At 67.2% G+C, this 17475-nt stretch carries 13 protein-coding genes; 8 read left to right on the plus strand and 5 right to left on the minus strand.

Going from position 1 to position 17475, the window contains the following annotated elements; translation table 11 throughout:
* Window positions 1–8: 8 nt before the first annotated feature.
* The gene (locus tag AC1RM6_RS13050) at window positions 9–2480 is read right to left on the minus strand and encodes a TonB-dependent receptor (protein ID WP_493101830.1); all 2472 of its coding nucleotides are present in this window, start codon (window positions 2478–2480) and stop codon (window positions 9–11) included.
* A gap of 723 nt (window positions 2481–3203) precedes the next feature.
* On the opposite strand from AC1RM6_RS13050, the gene AC1RM6_RS13055 reads away from it, so the two are divergent.
* The 8 genes from AC1RM6_RS13055 to AC1RM6_RS13090 all read left to right on the plus strand — a co-directional run bounded on the left by AC1RM6_RS13055 (window position 3204) and on the right by AC1RM6_RS13090 (window position 14404).
* On the plus strand, window positions 3204–4280 hold the full coding sequence (locus AC1RM6_RS13055; protein ID WP_493101832.1) for an efflux RND transporter periplasmic adaptor subunit: 1077 nt from the start codon (window positions 3204–3206) through the stop codon (window positions 4278–4280).
* Window positions 4281–4283: 3 nt separating this feature from the next.
* The gene (locus AC1RM6_RS13060) at window positions 4284–7460 is read left to right on the plus strand and encodes a multidrug efflux RND transporter permease subunit (RefSeq protein ID WP_493101833.1); all 3177 of its coding nucleotides are present in this window, start codon (window positions 4284–4286) and stop codon (window positions 7458–7460) included.
* The gene (locus AC1RM6_RS13065; RefSeq protein ID WP_493101834.1) at window positions 7457–8896 is read left to right on the plus strand and encodes an efflux transporter outer membrane subunit; all 1440 of its coding nucleotides are present in this window, start codon (window positions 7457–7459) and stop codon (window positions 8894–8896) included. Before AC1RM6_RS13060 ends, AC1RM6_RS13065 begins: the two co-directional genes overlap by 4 nt.
* Window positions 8897–9055: 159 nt before the next feature.
* Window positions 9056–10408 (plus strand): sensor histidine kinase, encoded by a 1353-nt coding sequence (locus tag AC1RM6_RS13070; protein WP_493101835.1) that lies wholly within the window; start codon window positions 9056–9058, stop codon window positions 10406–10408.
* A 77-nt stretch (window positions 10409–10485) separates the two neighbouring features.
* A complete protein-coding gene (locus tag AC1RM6_RS13075) occupies window positions 10486–11469 on the plus strand; it encodes an ABC transporter substrate-binding protein (protein ID WP_493101836.1) in 984 nt (327 codons plus the stop codon).
* Between the two features lie 317 nt (window positions 11470–11786).
* Entirely contained in the window at window positions 11787–12992 is a 1206-nt protein-coding gene (locus tag AC1RM6_RS13080) for a PstS family phosphate ABC transporter substrate-binding protein (RefSeq protein ID WP_493101837.1), read from the plus strand.
* A gap of 101 nt (window positions 12993–13093) precedes the next feature.
* Entirely contained in the window at window positions 13094–13786 is a 693-nt protein-coding gene (locus AC1RM6_RS13085; protein WP_493101838.1) for a response regulator transcription factor, read from the plus strand.
* Window positions 13787–13990: 204 nt separating this feature from the next.
* Complete coding sequence (locus AC1RM6_RS13090) at window positions 13991–14404, plus strand: winged helix-turn-helix domain-containing protein (RefSeq protein ID WP_493101839.1); 414 nt, start codon at window positions 13991–13993, stop codon at window positions 14402–14404.
* Window positions 14405–14489: 85 nt separating this feature from the next.
* Here the strand turns inward: AC1RM6_RS13090 and AC1RM6_RS13095 are convergent, their stop codons facing one another.
* The 4 genes from AC1RM6_RS13095 to AC1RM6_RS13110 all read right to left on the minus strand — a co-directional run bounded on the left by AC1RM6_RS13095 (window position 14490) and on the right by AC1RM6_RS13110 (window position 17453).
* Window positions 14490–15131: a response regulator gene (locus tag AC1RM6_RS13095; RefSeq protein WP_493101841.1), complete on the minus strand. Its 642-nt coding sequence runs from the start codon at window positions 15129–15131 to the stop codon at window positions 14490–14492.
* Between the two features lie 62 nt (window positions 15132–15193).
* Entirely contained in the window at window positions 15194–15775 is a 582-nt protein-coding gene (locus AC1RM6_RS13100) for a winged helix-turn-helix domain-containing protein (RefSeq protein WP_493101843.1), read from the minus strand.
* Window positions 15776–15873: 98 nt separating this feature from the next.
* On the minus strand, window positions 15874–16929 hold the full coding sequence (locus tag AC1RM6_RS13105; RefSeq protein WP_493101845.1) for a FecR family protein: 1056 nt from the start codon (window positions 16927–16929) through the stop codon (window positions 15874–15876).
* Window positions 16926–17453, minus strand: coding sequence for an RNA polymerase sigma factor (locus AC1RM6_RS13110; RefSeq protein ID WP_493101846.1), 528 nt, complete (start codon window positions 17451–17453; stop codon window positions 16926–16928). Before AC1RM6_RS13110 ends, AC1RM6_RS13105 begins: the two co-directional genes overlap by 4 nt.
* Window positions 17454–17475: the final 22 nt, after the last annotated feature.

A 17475-nucleotide genomic window follows, 5' to 3' on the forward strand; every position in this document is an offset into this window, starting at 1 on the left:
TTCCTGCATCAGTAGCGGAATTTGATCGCGCCGGAGAACACGCGGCCGGAATAGGCGGTTTGACCGACGCTGCCCGTCACCGGGCGCTCATATCGCTCGGGCTGGTTGGTGAGGTTGGCCGCCAGCAGCAGCAACTGGACATGCTTGGTCAGTTCGTAGGATGCGTTCACGGTCACGAACTGGTTGGGGGCAAGAAAGCGGTTCGGCGTGAGCCCGCTCGGCCGGAAATAGCCCGAACGATATTCATAGCTGGCCGCGAGCGTCAGCTTGCCGATTTCGTAGCTGCCCTCGACCGACACGACATGCTTCGAAAGCGCCGGGACGCCTGCCGGCGCGGTGAACAGATAGAGCTGGTAGTTGGGATCGGTGTTGCTGGGATCGCCGAATTTGAAGTTGCTGGTGGTATAGGCATAGCTTGCCTTGATCCCCAGCCCGTCGAGCGGCTTGGGCAGGTCGCGGAAGCGATGGGTCGCGCCGACTTCGAGCCCGCGGATATAGGATCCCTTGTGGCTCGCCGCCACCAGCCATGCGGGCAAGGTCGGCCCGCCGGGGATCAGCACGTCGCCCGGCCAGGCCGATCCGCTCAACAGCTTGTAGTTGAACGCGAGCAGCAGCGACGTGTTCTTGTCCGCCTTGTACTCGAACGCCAGGTCGGCGTTCCACGACCGTAGCGGTCGCGGCCGATCCCCATCGGCGGCGGGGCCCTGCAGGATGCGGCGCAGGCCGAGGCCTTCGATGTTGCTGCGTTGGAGCACACGGCCGATTCCGGCCCTGACCCACAATTTCGACGTCGGCATGGCCGAGATGTTCAGGCTCGGCAGGAGATCGACGATCGGTCCGACCTTGCCGTGCACGCCGTCGAGGTCGGCGGGGTTGCTCGTGAAGCGATAGACGCGCGTGTCGGTCTCGGTCCTGACGACGCGGAGTCCGATATCGCCGCTGACGGGCATGTCGGCGACATCGGTTTCGAACGTCCCCATGGCATAGCCCGCGAGGATGCGCTCGCGGACGCTGATGCCGCCGCCGGTACGGCTGCTGAGGGTGGTGTTGGGATCGGTGGTTCCCGCGAAAGCCGAGAACAGGCAGGTCGGATCGAACATCGCCCAGTTCTGGATGGTCGCGAGCGTCTGGGTGGCATAGCCGTCGACGATCGACGAGCCGATCCGGCAACTGGCCATGCCGCGCGCCGCGTTGGCCGGATCGACCGCCGCGCCGGACGCCGTGAACGTCTGCAGCTGCGCGTCGCGACGATGGTCCGAATAGCGGACGCCGAATTTCAGCGCCTTGATCGGCCCGTCGAGCGCATAGGTCGCGTCGAGACGCCCGGCCCGGATCTTGTCGGTCCGGTTCTCCAGGCCGCGTCGGGCGGCCGGGCTCGACGTGAACAGGCTATAGTCGGTGAGATCGATCGGCGACCCGAAGGTGATGGCGGGAATGCCGCCGCGCGATTGATCGGCGGTGTAGGTGATGCGGCCGTTCGTGCCGATCCGGCTGTTGCCGAGCAGCGTCGCCGATGTGTCGTTCTGGTAGCGGAACGTCCGCGAGAAGGAGCCGTCGGCGGTGATCTTCAGCCGATCGGTCGCTTGCAGGTCCATCGTCAGGCCGAGTCCGGTATAGCGTTCGTCGCGCTTGCGGGTGAAGGCATTGAGGTCGAGGCCGGACGCGCCGGCCCAGCGGATCAACTGCCCGCCGGACCCGATTTCGAGTGGTGCGAGACCATAGGTCGTATCGGAAATGGCGAGTTCGTTGCGGTAGCGTGAGGTGATCCGCCGCGAGCGTTCGACATCGAGATTGAAGTCCAGCCTGTCGCTGGGCTGCCATTGGAACGCGCCGTAGAATCCGTTCAGCTTTTCGGTGACCCGCTCCTGCCGGAAAGTGTCGTAGGTCGTGGCGTAATAGAGCTTGTTGGTGGATGCCGGATTGTAGGTGCAGGATCCCCCCGTCGGTGCGCCCCCGGCCGCGCGGCCGGCGTCGATGCTGTTGCACGGGCGATAATTGGTGCCCGCTTCCAGATATTCGCGCGGCTGGGGCGAAAACCTGGTCAGGACGCCCAGCGAAATCCCGAGCCGGCCGATGCCGGTATCGAACTGATCGACATAGGAAGCGGTGACGCGCCGGCCGAACGGCAGATCGAAGCGATCGCCATAAGGCAGGTAGCTCCCGCGCAGCTCGAGCTGGATCCGGCGTTTCTTGAGATCGAGCGGTCTTACGGTGCGGGTTTCCAGGGTGCTGAACAGCGCGCCTTCGATGTCGCTCGCGTCCGAGAAGCGCTGGGTCAGCGTCGCCTTGGTGAGTTCGCCTGGAAATTGCTTGAAGCCGATCACGCGCCAGTTGCCGGCACTCGAAACCTCGCGGCCGTTCAATGTCGCGAAACCGAAAAACAGGCCCATGTCCGCGGCGATGAGGTCCGATGCGGAGCCGACGAAATCGCTCCGCTGGCCCGCGACCCGCCCGGCGGCGGCGCGATCGACCCTCGGCATGCCGGAACTGATCGTTGCCGGCAGCGCGACGGAACCGGGCAGATCGGCGGCGGGAGCCGTTTGCGACGGAACGGTCTGGGCCGAAGCGAGCGCCGGAAGGAGCAGCGAACCGGCCGAGGCGAGCAGGGCGACGCGCAACCGCGAGGACGGGCGACGTTGCCGATCGCGACCCCGATTCGCCGCGGGCATGGACTGCGCATCCGGCGTCCTGACATTCGGTGTCCGTTTCATCGCGCAATCCCCTCATTGATCCGGCCGCCTCTGCGTGCGCTGCGGATTCGCCGTTGATGTTCATGCAACTGTCGCGGAACAAGCTGTCATCGAGCCGTCATTGCGGCGCAGCAAGCGTCGTTTTCGGCGACGGGTGCGGCCGAACATGACGGTGCGCTGAACCAACCCGACATTTCATCGAAATCCGGTCGTCAGCCATGCTGCGTCGCAATGACGGCTTGCCGACAGGTTGTGCTGCCAATGATGGGTCTCGCTCCGCGGAGCACCGGCAAAGGCCAGAGAGCCGATGCCGGAAAGGAGGGCCCTGAATTGACCGCCGAACATCCGGTACTTTCCGCAATCGTCGAGCAGGCACGTGGCGAAACCGCACGGCGCCCGCCACGGTCGGCATATCGCTCGCTTGCGGTTCTGCTTCCGCCGATTCTGGCAGCGGCTCTTCTGAGCGGTTGTAGCGTCGGCAAGGACAAGAAGACCGACAAGGGACCGCCCGAGGTGGGTTATGTCGTGGTCAAGCCGGGCGAGGCGATGCTGACCAGCGAACTCGCCGGGCGCGTCGTCGCCCTCGCGAGCTCGGAAGTTCGTCCGCAGGTGTCGGGGCTGATCCGCCGCCGCTTCTTCGCCGAGGGGGCGCTCGTCACCCGCGGGCAGACGCTCTACGAGATCGATCCGCGCGTCTATGACGCGGCCGTCGACGAGGCCCGCGCCAATCTGCGCAGCGCAGAAGCCAGCGCCCGCGCCGCCAGTGCGCTTGCCGATCGCTATCAGCCGCTTGCCGAGGCGCAGGCCGTCGCACGGCAGGATTATACCAACGCTCGCGCGCAGGCCGACCAGGCCGGCGCGCAGGTCGAACAGATGCGGGCGCGGCTGAAGACCGCGCGCGTGAACATGCAGTTCACCCGCGTCCCTGCGCCGATTTCGGGCCGCATCGGCCGCTCGCTGTTCACCGAGGGGGCGCTGGTCACCGCGGGCCAGGCGCTGCCGCTCACGACGATCCAGCAGCTCGACCCGGTCTATGTGGACCTGCAGCAATCGAGCGCCGATCTCCTCGCGCTGCGCCGCGCGCTTGCCGGCGAGGGCATGAAGGCCGGCGGCGCCACCGCACGGCTGATCCTCGAGGACGGCACGGAATATGATCGCGAGGGCAAGGTCAAATTCTCGGAAGTCGTGGTCAATCCGGTTACCGGCACGGTCAATCTGCGCGCCGAATTCCCCAATCCCGATGGCGTGCTGCTGCCGGGCATGTTCGCCCGCGCCGTGTTCACCAAGGCGATCAATGCCAAGGCCTATCGGGTTCCCCAGCAGGCGGTGCGCCGCGATTCCAAGGGCGTCGCCAGCGTCTTCATCGTCGGCAAGGGCGACAAGGCCGTCCGGCGGGATATCTTCGCGCGCGATACGCAGGAGGACGTGTGGATCGTCACCGATGGTCTGAATCCCGGCGACAAGGTGATCACCCAGGGCCTCGACAATGTGAAGGCCGACAAGAAGGTGAAACCGGTACCCGCCGACACGCCGCAAGCCGTCAAGCCGGACAAGGGCGGCGCCGGCAAAGCCGCCAAGGCGGGGGCCTGATCCATGTCGCAGATCTTCATTCAGCGCCCGATCTTCGCCTGGGTGCTTGCGATCCTGGTGATGCTCGGCGGCATCGGCGCGATCTTCGGCCTGCCGATCGCGCAATATCCCGATGTCGCGCCCCCGCAGGTCAATATCCGGGCGACCTATCCCGGCGCCAACGCGCAGACGGTGCAGGACAGCGTCACCCAGGTGATCGAGCAGACGCTGACCGGGATCGACCATCTGCTCTACTTCAGCTCATCCTCGACCGCCCGCGGCGGCGTGACGATCAGCGCCACCTTCGAAAAGGGCACCGACCCGGACATCGCCCAGGTCCAGGTGCAGAACAAGGTGCAGCAGGCGCTCCCGCGGCTGCCGCAGCAGGTGCAGCAACAGGGCATCCAGGTCACCAAGTCCAATCCCGACCTGCTGATGGTCGTCGCCGTCTATGACGAGACCGATCGCCATACCAACAAGGATGTTTCCGACTTCCTCGCCTCGACCCTGCAGGATCCGATCGCGCGGACGGCGGGCGTGGGCGAACTCGACGTGTTCGGCGCGCCTTATGCGATGCGCATCTGGCTCCGGCCCGACCGGCTCGCCGACTATCAGCTGATGCCAAGCGACGTGATCAATGCGATCCGCCTGCAGAATGCGGAGGTCGCAGCGGGCGAGATCGGCGGTGCGCCGCAGGCGGCCAACCAGATGCTCGCCGCGACGGTGACATCGCAGTCCCGCCTGCAGACCCCGGAGCAGTTCGCCAACATCATCGTCAAGGCCGGTGCCGACGGCGCGACGATCCGGCTCGCCGATGTCGCCCGGGTCGAGCTGGGTTCGGAGAATTATCAGGCGATCAGCCATCTCAACCGGCATCCCGGCGCGGGCATGGCGATCTCGCTGGCGCCTGGCGCCGATGCGCTCGCCACGGCGAAGCTCGTCAAGACGCAGATCGAGCGGCTCTCGCGCACCTTCCCGCCCGGCTATACATATGCGTTCGCCAACGACGCGACGAAGTTCATCACCCTCTCGGTTCACGAAGTCGTCAAGACGCTGCTCGAGGCGATCGTGCTGGTCGTGATCGTGATGTTCATATTCCTGCAGAGCTGGCGCGCGACGCTGATACCCGCGATTGCGGTGCCGGTCGTGCTGCTGGGAACGTTCGCGACGCTCTATGTCGCCGGTTTCTCGATCAACACGATGACGCTGTTCGGGCTCGTGCTCGCGATCGGGCTGCTCGTTGACGATGCCATCGTGGTCGTCGAGAATGTCGAACGGATCATGGAAGAGAATCCCGGCATGTCGCCGCGCGAAGCGACGATCCGGTCGATGGGCGAGATCCAGGTCGCGCTGGTCGCGATCGCGCTGGTGCTGTCGGCGGTGTTCCTGCCGATGGCGTTCTTCGGCGGATCGACCGGCGTGATCTATCGCCAGTTCTCGCTGACCATCATCGCCGCGATGGTGTTGTCGGTTCTCGTCGCGCTGATCCTGAGCCCCGCGCTGACGAGCACCTTGCTGCATCGTCCGCATCGGGACGACGACGCGCCCGGCCGCTTCCCCGCCGCCCGTCGCCTGCTGACGGCTTCGCGCGACCGCTTCAACAATGGTTTCGAGCGCATGACCACGGGCTATATCGGCATCGTGCGGCGGACGATGGACCGCAAATGGATATTCCTGATCGGTTACGGCGTCGCCGCCGCGCTGCTCGTGCTGCTGTTCCTGCGATTGCCGACCGGTTTCCTTCCGGAGGAGGATCAGGGCGTCGCACGCGTCCAGTTCCAGCTGCCGCCCGGCGCGACCCAGGTCCGCTCGCTCGTGGTCGCCGACCAGATCGAGCGCTATTTCGAGAAATATGAGGCGAAGAATGTCGAGAAGCTGTTCCTGACGACGGGCGGAGGCAGTGCCTCGGGCCAGAATACCGGACAGGGGTTCATGAACCTTGCGCCATGGGACCAGCGCGACGGCGCCAAGAACAGCGTCGCCGGCATCGTCAAGCGCGCGACGGGGGCGTTCAAGAATGTCCGCGATGCGAAGGTCTTCGCGCTGGTGCCGGCCGCGATCCGCGGTCTGGGCCAGACGAGCGGGTTCACGATGCAGCTCCAGAATGCCGGCGGCCTCAGCCGCGACGAATTCGTCGCGGCGCGCGACGCGCTGCTCGAACAGGCGAGTTCCGATCCGATGCTGACGTCGGTGCGGCTGACCGAACTCCCCGATGTCGCCACGTTGCGGGTCAATCTGGACAATCAAAAGCTGGCGGTTCTCGGCCTGAACCAGGACGATGCGAATGCCACGCTCGCCGCGGCCTGGGGCGGACGCTACGTCAACGACTTCATCGATCGCGGCCGGGTCAAGCGGGTCTATGTGCAGGGCGATGCGCCCTATCGCGCCAAGCCGGGCGATATCGATCAATGGTATGTCCGCTCGACGGGCGGGCAGATGACGCCTTTCTCGTCCTTCGCGACGACCGGCTGGTCCGTCGCGCCGCCCAGCCTGTCCCGCTTCAACGGGGTCGCATCCTTTCAGTTCTCCGGATCCGCCGCACCCGGCTACAGTTCCGGCCAGGCGATGACGCGGATGGAGGAACTCGCCGCGCAATTTCCGGGCACCACGGTCTCCTGGTCGGGCCTGTCCTATCAGGAGCGGCTGTCGTCGGGGCAGGCCCCGATCCTCTATGGCCTGTCGCTGATCGTGGTCTTTCTGTGCCTCGCGGCGCTCTATGAGAGTTGGTCGATTCCGCTTGCGGTGCTGCTGGTGGTGCCGCTCGGCCTGATCGGCGCGGTGCTGGCGGTGACTTTCCGCGGGCTGACCAACGACGTCTATCTCCAGATCGGGCTGCTGACGACGATGGGGCTCGCGGCCAAGAACGCGATCCTCATGATCGAGTTCGCCGAACAGGCCGAGCGGCGTGGCGCCTCCGCGCTCGACGCCGCGCTCGAGGCGGCACGCATCCGTCTGCGGCCGATCCTGATGACGAGCCTCGCCTTCGTGTTCGGCGTCATTCCGCTGGCGATCTCGACCGGTGCGGGCGCGAACAGTCGGATTGCGATCGGCACGGCCGTGCTCGGCGGCATGGTCACCGCGACCGTCCTCGCGGTCGTCTATATCCCGCTTTTCTTCGTGCTCGTTCGCAAGGCCGCGCGGCACAAGGACCCTGAGACGCCCTCCGTCCCGCGCGCCGAAGCGACGGGAGCAGGCGAATGAAGCGCGCGCTGATGATCTCGCTGGCATCGGCGCTGGCCGGCTGTTCGATGGCGCCGGCCTATATCCGGCCGGCGGCGCCGGTGCCGCCGACATGGCCGGGCGGCCCCGCGGCGGCAGACCAGCCGACTCTGCCGAGCATCGGCTATCGCGACATCTTTCGCGATCCGCGGTTGCGCGCTCTCATCAAACAGGCGCTGGTCAACAATCGCGACCTGCGTGTCGCCGCCGCCAACATCGTCGTCGCCCGCGCCCAGTATCGCGTGCAGCGCGCCGGTCAGTTCCCCCAGATCGACGCCGGCTTGGACGCCAGCCATGCCGATCGCGGCCAGCGCAGCGGCACCAGCAACAGCGTGACCAATGCCTTTGCCGCCGATATCGGGACGACCGCGTTCGAAGCCGATCTGTTCGGCCGCCTCGCTTCGCTGACGAGCGCGCAGCGCAACCGGCTGTTCGCGACCCAGGCAACGGCGCAGGCGGTCCGCCTCGCCCTGATCGGCGATATCGCCGATGCCTGGCTGGCCTATGCCGCCGACGTCAGCCTGTTGCGGATCGCCGAGCAGACCGTCGAGACGTCCGGCAATATCGTCGGGCTCGCCGAACGCCGGCTGCAGGGCGATGTGGCGCCCCGCAGCGACTTGCTTCAGGCGGAGCAGGTCCGCGCCCTGGCCGTCGCCGACGTCGCCGACCAGCGCACCGCCATCGCGCAGGACGTCAACGCCCTGCGCCTGCTGGTCGGCAGCGAGATCGATCCGGCCTTGCTTTCGGCGTCGATCGACGACGCCGGGGCCAGCGTGGCGGCGCTTCCCGCCGGGCTCGATTCGACGATATTGCTGCGGCGGCCGGATGTCGTCGCCGCCGAATATGATCTGCGCGCCGCCAATGCCGAGATCGGCGCCGCGCGCGCCGCCTTGTTCCCGAGGATCAGCCTGACCGGCGCACTCGGTTTTGCCAGCAATGCGTTGGGGACTTTGTTCACCGGCGGCGCCTTCGCCTTCTCCGGGACAGGCTCGGCGGTCTATCCGGTCTTTAGCGCGGGGGCGGCCCGCGCCGACCTCGAAGCGAGCAAGGGGCGCCGGGACGCCGCGCTTGCCGGTTATGAAAAATCGATCCAGACGGCCTTTCGCGAGGTCGCCGACGCGCTTGCCCGCCGCGCCACGATCGCGGATCGCGTCAAAGCGCTGCAGGCGCAGGAGCGCGCCGCGAACGGCACATTGGGGCTCGCCGAGATGCGCTATCGCGGCGGTATCGATTCCTTCCTGACGACGCTCGACGCGCAGCGCTCGCTCTATGCGGCGCAGCGCATGCTGGCCGCGGCGCATCTCGTCGCGGCAAATAATCTCGTCGCCCTCTATCGCAGCCTCGGCGGTGACGTGACGCTCGATGCCGGCACCCAGGGGCCGGTGCCTGCCGGTCCGGCAACCGCCGCGGTCCGGTAGGGCCGCGCCGAAAAGGATGCTTGCGCGGGCTTGCCTATTAGGCTTGAGAATGGCCGCTTGATCTCGATCTTCCGCCTCGATCGGCCCGGCCCGAGCGGGCACCGCCCCCCGGCCCGCCGGGCCGCATCGCTTCGGCTCCGGCTTGGCGCGGGGCTTACCGTGCTGGTCGTGATGGGGATGATCGGGCTGTACCTGGCCGCCTTCGCCTTCGGACGGAATGCCGCCGATCGATCCTATGATCGCCTGCTCGCGAGTGCGACCAGGCTGATGGCCGATGCCTTGTTCGAAACGCGCGACGGCGTCGACATCGATCTGCCCTATTCGGCGTTCGATCTGCTGGATGCCGCTGCCGACGATCGCATCTTCTATCGCATCTACGCCGACGACGGCACGACGCTGACGGGCTATCCCGATCTGCCGCACCCGCCCGCCGCGTCGCCGCATGCGCGCAATCCCTATCGCTCCGATGCGCGTTTCTTCACCGCCGATTATCGCGGCGAGCCGGTCCGCTTCGTCATCATCGGCCGGACGATCGGCGGCGGTGCGTCGGGGCATGCCGCCCAGACGATGTGGGTGGAGACCGGACAGACCCGAAGCGCCCACAGCGCCCTCGTGCGCGAACTCGTCCTGCGGTCGCTGGGGCCGGTCGCGCTGGTGACGGTGCTGGCGATCTGCCTCGCCTGGTTCGGCCTGGGGCAGGCGCTGCGGCCGCTCAAGCGCATCGGCGACGAACTCGCGGCGCGGGGTCCCACCGACCTCGACCCGATCGTCGCCCCGGTGCCGGCCGAAGCCGAGCCGCTCGTAGTGGCGCTCGACGGATTCATGTCGCGGCTGAGCGCGAATATCGCGACGCTGAAGGCGTTCGTCGGAGACGCCGCGCACCAGCTGCGCACCCCGTTGGCGGCTTTGCGCGCGCAGGCCCAGGTCGCCGATCGAAGCGATCCCGAGGATCTGCGCCGCTCGCTCGACGCGGTCGAGCGCAACGCCGACAAGCTGACGCGCCTCGTCAATCAGATGCTCAGCGACGCGACGATGAGCCATCGGCTCGACATGCGCTATACCGTCCCGTTCGATCTCGCCGGGGTCATCCGGGAGGCATTTCATGACGCGACCGCGTTCAAGGACGCGGTCGATTGCCGGTTCGCGGACATGCCCGACGATGCGCCGATGCGCGGCGATCCCCTGATGATCACCGAAGCGATCCGCAACATCGCCGACAACGCGGTGTTGCACGGCGGCGGCCGGATCGATGTCGCGCTCGTGCAGGAACGGGCCGGCCTCTACGCGATCGACATCGCCGACCATGGCCCCGGCATCGCCGAGGCGCGCCGCGGCGCCGTATTCGAGCGGTTCGTGCGCGGCAGCGATGCGCCGCGCGGTGCCGGCCTTGGCCTTGCGATCGCCGCGCGTGCGGTCGAGCGGCATGGCGGCACGATCACGTTGCTGGATCGCGAGGGCGGCGGTCTCCTCGTGCACATCGCTTTGCCGGACACGCCGCCATACGACGCCTGATCGCCCTCCTGGCCATCGCCGCTCTCGCTGCCACTGTCGCGCTGGTCGGCAGGCTCTACGCGCCGCCGCATCCATCGGTGCGCGAGGGCGCGCTCACCATCTACGGCACGAGCAGCGAAGAGGTGCTGCGGCCCGTGCTCGCCGCCTATCGCACCCGATCTCCCGGCCTACGCATAAATTACGTCAGCCGGAACGGCGCCGAAATCTTCCGGCGGACGCTCGCCAGCTTCGCGAGGGGGCGACCCGATGGCGATCTCATCCTGAGCACGGCGATGGATCTGCAGGTCAAGCTGGTGAACGACGGCTATGCGGCGGCACACCACTCGCCTCATGCCAGCGCCCTGCCGCCATGGGCGCGCTGGCGCGACGCCGCGTTCGGCATCGCCTTCGAACCCGCGGCGATGGTGTTCAACCGGCGCCTCATGGCAGGCCACGCCGTACCGCAGTCGCGCGCGGAACTGTTGAGCGCGATCGAGGCGGATCCGGCTTTCTGGCGCGGCCGGGTCGGCACCTACGACATCCGCCGCGAGGGCGTCGGATATCTGCTCACCGCCGAAGAGTCGCGGCAGGCCAGCGACTTCGGCGCACTGATGAAATCTTTCGGTACCGCCGACGTGCGCCTGCAGGCGGGCGGTGGGCAGCTTCTGGCCGCGCTGCAGAGCGGACGACTGATGCTCGGCTATAATCTCCTCGGCAGCACGGCGCGGCGCCTCATCAATCAGGGCGCGCCGTTGATGGTCGTCTATCCCCGCGATTTCACCCTGGCGGTGGTGCGGACGGCGGTCATCCCGCGCAACGCGGCCCACCCCGCCGAAGCGCATGCCTTTCTGGATTTTCTGCTCTCGCCCCAGGGGCAGTCGGTCATGGCGCGACAGGCGGGCTTCGATCCCATCCTGGGGGCGGCGCGACCGCCCGCGGCGGCCCCGGAACGTATCGGCGTCTTTCGCCCGATCCCGCTCGGGCCGCAGTTGCTCGTCTATCTCGATCCGCATAAGCGACGCCGCATCCTGGCGAATTGGCAGGCGCTTGTCGGCAATGGGCAGTTCGCCAGACCGGACTGAACGATGCTGCGCCGCAATGTCAGTTGGATGATAGCTTCGTCTGTCATGATCATCCTGCTCATCAGAAGAGCACGCGAGTCTCCGGCTCGCGCATATGGGAGGATATCTATGCGAGAGGAATATCCGTTGCTCGATCGCGCGCCGGACGGTGCTGTGCGACGATGGGCGGCAGGCCTATTCACCATCATCCACGGCACGACCGGCTCGCGCGGCTGACGCGCCTGGCACCGCTTCACATGTTCCAATCCGTCACCCAGCCCCCTGCTCGGGCGGACTGGCAGACTATTCTAGAAAGGTATCGCGGCATGAAGACTTCCATGGCTGCTCTGATGATGGCGACACTCTCGATCGGGTCGCTCGCTTCCGCACAGACGGCGCAGGCGCCCCAGGGCGAAGGCACGCGTCCCGGCGAATCGACCGGCGGCATGGCGATGCAGAAGGCGCGCGGCGACATGATGACGACGCGCGGCCAGCGCGTCGCCTACACCAAGGTCTTCGATCTCTCGGGGCTGCCCGCCTATTCGCCCAGGCAGAAGCTGAGCGGCACGGTCCGGATCTGGGGCAGCAACTATATCGTCGACGGCATGGTCGGAAAATATTGGGAAGAAGCGTTCAAGCGCTACCACCCGGGAATCAAGTTCGAGTGGAATATGAAGACCACGTCGGCGGCCGTCCCCTCGCTGACGCTGGGTGTCAGCGACATCGGCATGGGCCGCTCGGTGACGTTCAGCGAGCTCCAGATGTTCCAGCGCTACAAGAACCACGATCCGCTCGAGATCGTCATCGCCACCGGGTCCTACGACGTGCCCGGCTGGAATCCCGGCTTCGGCGTCATCGTCAGCAAGGACAATCCGCTTACCCAGATTTCGATCGAGCAGCTCGACGGAATCTTCGGGGCCGAGCGTGCCGGCGGCTGGAAAGGCACCGACTGGCATCCCGAATGGTCGCGTGGGCCCGAGAAGAATATTCGCACCTGGGGTCAGCTTGGCCTCAAGGGCGAATGGGCCAACAAGCCGATCAACGTCTACGGCCTGAACCAGCGCTATCATCAGTCCGCCGAGCTTTCCGACTGGATCCTGAAGGGCAGCGACAAGTGGAACGAGAAGCTGCGCATCTACGCGAATTATGTGACCGCGGACGGCAAGCTCGCCCGAAACATGAACCAGGATCTCGCTGCCGACAAATATGGCATCGGCATCGTCGCCGGCCCGACCACCACCTTGATGGGCGGCCAGGCGATGAGCGGACAGAAGATCCTGCCGCTGGCTCGGACCAATGCGGGCCCGTTCGTACCCTACACGCTCGAAACGCTGCAGGATCGCAGCTACCCGCTGACCGACGAGATCTACGCCTTCACCGACACCGGCAAGGAAGGTACGCCCAACCCGGCGGTGACCGAATTCCTGCGGTTCATCGTCAGCCGCGAGGGCCAGGAAGCGGTCATGAAGGACGGCAAATATCTTCCGCTGACCGCCGCGCTCGCAAAGGAACAGCTCGCGAAGCTCGACGGTTCGGCACAATGATGTCGGCGCGCCGGGGCAACCCGGCGCGTACCCCTTCCTTGTGGGTCTCGTCGCGGCCGATATAATCGCCATTTCCGTCCACGACGATCCGCGAGGCAAAGATGCGCATATTGCTTGTCGAGGATGACGAGGATCTGGGCGATGCCGTGATGCGGCGGCTGGGTGGCGAAGGCTATGCCGTCGACTGGGCGCGGGACGGCGAGGAAGCCGACGACATCCTGCGCTACCAGCCTTATGATCTGATCATCCTCGACATCGGCCTGCCGAAGATGGATGGCTTCGCCGTGCTGCGCGCGATGCGCGTGCGCAACGATCGTGCTTCGGTGCTGATGCTGACGGCAAGATCCGACATCGACGATCGGGTGACCGCGCTCGACGTCGGCGCCGACGATTATCTGCCCAAACCGTTCGACTTCCGGGAATTCGATGCGCGTTGCCGCGCGCTTCTGCGACGCTCGCAGGCGATCAAGTCGGGCAGCACCGTGCTTGGGCCGCTGGTCTTCGATCGCGGTGCCAAGAGCGCGCATCTCAACGATGTCCGGGTCCATCTGCCCAATCGCGAATATCGCCTGCTGGAGATCTTCATCGGCAGCCTCGGCAAGGTGATCACCAAGGAACAGATCGCGTCGCAACTGTTCAATTTCGACGATGATGCGGGCGAGAACGCGATCGAACTCTATGTCGGGCGCCTGCGTCGCAAGCTCGAGGGCGCGCTGACGATACGAACGATACGAGGCATGGGCTATATCGCCGAGCCGGGCGAGCACGCCGCGCCGGACCCCGTCGCCGGCTGACCGCGCATACGCGGCCTGGCCCGCACCGCCGGGCATCCGCGGCTACCCATCCGGGTAGGTGCCCCGGCGCAGATGAGCGATGCGCCGCCATCCGAAGTGGGCGATGACTCCTCGACGGTCTGACGACGAGGATTTCATCATGACGTACCGCGATCTCCAGCCGCGCTTGCGATTGACGGTCCAGCCCACCGAAGAGGTTCCAGGATGCTGATTCACGCCTTGTCCGCGCCGGATCTCGAACCGGCGTTTCCGGAAGCGCTCCCGGAAGCGGCCGCCGAGGCCGAACCCGCCCCGCGGTCGTTCCAGTTCGGGCCGTTCCTGCTCCAGCCCGAGCGGCAGCGGCTGCTGAAGGGCGAAACCCCGCTGCGGATCGGCGGGCGCGCGCTCGACCTGCTGACCGCGCTGGTCGAGCGGCCGGGCGAGTTGCTGAGCAAGCAGGAATTGCTGTCGCGGGTCTGGCCGCGCGTCTTCGTCGACGACTCCAACCTCAAGGTCAACATGGCCGGTCTGCGCCGGATCCTGGGGGAACGACCCGCCGCGCCGCGGTTCATCGCGACGGTGGCCGGCCGCGGTTATCGCTTTGTCGCCCCGGTCCGCTATCATACCCAATCCCGGTGAGCTTGACTCATCGGGGGTGGGTATCAGCCCGTGCGGCGCTTGAGCCTATCGATCGAGGATGCGTCAGCATCTTCGAGATCGCGTATCAGTCGTCGATATAGCCGCGCCGCACCGCCACGGTGACCGCATGGGTGCGGTCGCCGACATCGAGTTTCGCGAAGATATTCTTCAGATGCGCCTTCACCGTGTCGGTGGAAAGGCTGAGCTGCCAGGCGACATGCTTGTTGGAATGGCCGTCGGCGACCAGGCGGAGCACCGCGATCTCGCGTTCGGTCAGCGGATCGTCGAGCGCATGCATCACCAGCTCATGGGCGATATCCGGGCTGATCGCGCGGCGGCCGGCATGGACGGTGCGGATTGCCTCGACCAGTTCCTTGCGGATGCAGTTCTTCAGAAGATAGCCCGACGCACCGGCGCGCATCGCCCGGATCGCGCGGACGTCGCCGGGATAGGTGGTGAGCACCAGGATCCTGGCGTCGGGGGCCAGCCGCCGGATCGCCGCGATCGCCGCGATGCCGTCCATCTCGGGCATCTGCATGTCCATCAGGGTGACGTCGGGCGCGAGTTCGCGGAAGCGCTTGACCGCCTCGGCGCCGTCGGACGCCTCGCCGATCGCCTCCATGTCGGGCCGGCGCTGCAGCAGCGCGGTGACGCCGTCGCGGATCATCGGATGATCGTCGACGACGAGCACCCGGATCGGCCGGGTGGAGGCCGGTGCGGGCGGCATCGGATCTCCCCGATGGCAGGGGTCCGCCTCGCAGAATGATTCGGACAGGTCGTGCATGCCCATCATCCGGGCATGAGCGCGAGGCGGGCCGCGCCCGCGCAATAGCGCGCGAGCTCCGACACCGCCCGCATCACCAGCGCCTGGGTGCGGGGGTCGGCGTCGACGACGATGATCAGCGGCCGGCCGGTGGCCGGCGCCCCGGCCGGCACCGCGGTGCCCGCCGCGTCGCGGTCGTGCGCGACCAGCATATAGCCCCGGCCCGAGACCGTCTTGATCCGCCAGCGTTCGGGACCGAGCGCACGGCGTAACAGGCTGAGCTGGACCTTGAGGTTGCCGTCGGCGACGGTGACGGTCGGCCAGACCCGGCGGATGAGATCGTCCCTGGCGACGATCCCGCCCTCGGCGTCGAGCAGCGCCATCAGCAGGTCGAACGCCCGGCCGCCCAGTTCGGCGTCGATGCCGTCGACGAGCAGGGTTCGGGCATCGGGCAGGATCGCGAGCGAACCCAGCCGGATCGTCGTCGGCGGAGTCTCGGCATCCGCCGGCCGTGCGGGGGCGAGCCCGCCGGACCGGCCGCGCCGCCGGCCGGCGGCGAGGACCGGCAGGCGGCGCCGGATGGCTTTCATATCGCGATGATCGTCCATGCGCCTCTTCCCGGATGGTCTTGTTCGGGGAGACGCGCGCGGCACGAAAATCTACATCCGCCGGGTGGAAAAAATTGTCTTTGCCGCGCCTTGCCCGATCAGCGCTGCCGCACGATCGCGCGGCGGCCGTCGTCGAGCGCGGCGACGCGCACCGGATAGAGCGCGGTCAGCGTCTCGACGAAGCGGTCCATGTCGCCGGTCGGAAAGGCGCCGCTGACCCGCAGTTCGGCGACCTGCGGATCCTCGATCACCAGCGGCCGGTCGGTATAGCGATTCAGCTCGTCGACCGCCGCGGCCAGCGTCTCGCCGTCGAACTGGACGAAGCCGCGCTTCCAGGCGAGCCCGGGTTCGACATCGATGCGGCCGATCGCGTCGGGCCGGCCGGTGCGGACCACCAGCTGCTGCCCCGGCGACAGCCGCTCGATCGGCGCGTCGGGATGGGCGGGGTCGTCGCCGCGGCTGACGCCGATCGACCCCTGGACCAGCAGCACCCGGGTCTCGGCCCGCGACAGCCGGATGTTGAAGCGGGTCCCCAGCACCGAGACGATGCGGCCGCCGGCGGCCACCCGGAACGGCCGGGCGGGATCGTGGGTCACGTCGAAATAGGCCTGCCCGCGCGCCATCCGCACCATTCGCAGCCCGTCCGAATAGGCGACGTCGACCGCGCTGTCGGTGTCGAGCGTCAGCCGGCTTCCGTCGTCGAGCGTCACCGTCGTGCGCTGGCCGACCCCGGTCTTGTAATCGGGGGCGCCGAAGGCATGGGGATCGGGCCGATCGATGGCCGCGATCGTCGGCGCCGGATGCCGGTCGCCGGCGCGGTCGAGATTGAGGACCAGCACGGTCGACGCGGCCAGCGCGATCGACGCCGCCGCCGCATAGCGCAGCCAGGGCGACGATAAGCGCCGCGGCCGGAAGACGAGCGCCTCGCGGCGCATCGCGTCGAGCGTGTCGTCATCGGCCTCGTCGAAAGCATCCCACAGATCGAGCGCATGGTCCCAGGCGAGGGCGTTGGCCTCGCTCGCGCCCAGCCATTGGCGGAACAGCGCGTCATCCTGGTCGTCGGCGTCATGTTCGAGCCGTTCGAGGAAGAAGGCCGCGGCACGTGCCGGGCCGAGCGCTTCGAGCGTGGCGATGGTCGGACGATCGGCGCTCATGCCTCGTCCTCCCCGGCGATCATCAGCGTTTCGATCGCGCGCAGCATATGTTTCTGGACCGCGCTGACCGAGATGCCGAAGCGCGCCGCGATCTCGGCATAGCGCATCCCCTCCAGCCGGCAGAGGATGAAGATCGACCGGGTGCGCTCGGGCATCGTCATGAGGATCGCGGACACGTGCCGCAGCCTCTCCTGCGCCAGCAGCACGCGCAGCGCGTCGGCGGACTCAGCCTCCTCATGGTCGGGCTGCAGCGGCACATGTGCATCGGCCTGCCGCACCCCGCGCCGCCGGCGGCGATCGGCGAGCACGCTGCGCGCGGTGCGGTAGAGATAGGCGTCGGGGCAGGCGACATCGTCCTGGTCGCCGCGCTGGGTGATCCGCAGGAAGCTTTCCTGGGCCAGGTCCTCGGCCTCGGCGGGGTCGCCGACCCGGCGGCGGAACCAGGCGACCAGCGCGGCGCGCCGGTCGCGAAACTGGTGACCGATCGCATCGAACGGTTCCGAATCTGGATCTCCCCCGGCCATGCGAAACCGTTATCCATAATGG

Source organism: Rhizorhabdus sp. GW822-FHT03C02 (genome assembly GCF_058801765.1).

Coding starts and splice junctions, on each gene's coding strand:
- AC1RM6_RS13080 (WP_493101837.1), top strand. CDS start 11,787: ATGGCTGCTCTGATGATGGCGACACTCTCGATCGGGTCGCTCGCTTCC.
- AC1RM6_RS13060 (WP_493101833.1), top strand. CDS start 4,284: ATGTCGCAGATCTTCATTCAGCGCCCGATCTTCGCCTGGGTGCTTGCG.
- AC1RM6_RS13105 (WP_493101845.1), bottom strand. CDS start 16,929: ATGAGCGCCGATCGTCCGACCATCGCCACGCTCGAAGCGCTCGGCCCG.
- AC1RM6_RS13065 (WP_493101834.1), top strand. CDS start 7,457: ATGAAGCGCGCGCTGATGATCTCGCTGGCATCGGCGCTGGCCGGCTGT.
- AC1RM6_RS13100 (WP_493101843.1), bottom strand. CDS start 15,775: ATGGACGATCATCGCGATATGAAAGCCATCCGGCGCCGCCTGCCGGTC.
- AC1RM6_RS13095 (WP_493101841.1), bottom strand. CDS start 15,131: ATGCCGCCCGCACCGGCCTCCACCCGGCCGATCCGGGTGCTCGTCGTC.
- AC1RM6_RS13110 (WP_493101846.1), bottom strand. CDS start 17,453: ATGGCCGGGGGAGATCCAGATTCGGAACCGTTCGATGCGATCGGTCAC.
- AC1RM6_RS13050 (WP_493101830.1), bottom strand. CDS start 2,480: ATGCCGAGGGTCGATCGCGCCGCCGCCGGGCGGGTCGCGGGCCAGCGG.
- AC1RM6_RS13085 (WP_493101838.1), top strand. CDS start 13,094: ATGCGCATATTGCTTGTCGAGGATGACGAGGATCTGGGCGATGCCGTG.
- AC1RM6_RS13090 (WP_493101839.1), top strand. CDS start 13,991: ATGCTGATTCACGCCTTGTCCGCGCCGGATCTCGAACCGGCGTTTCCG.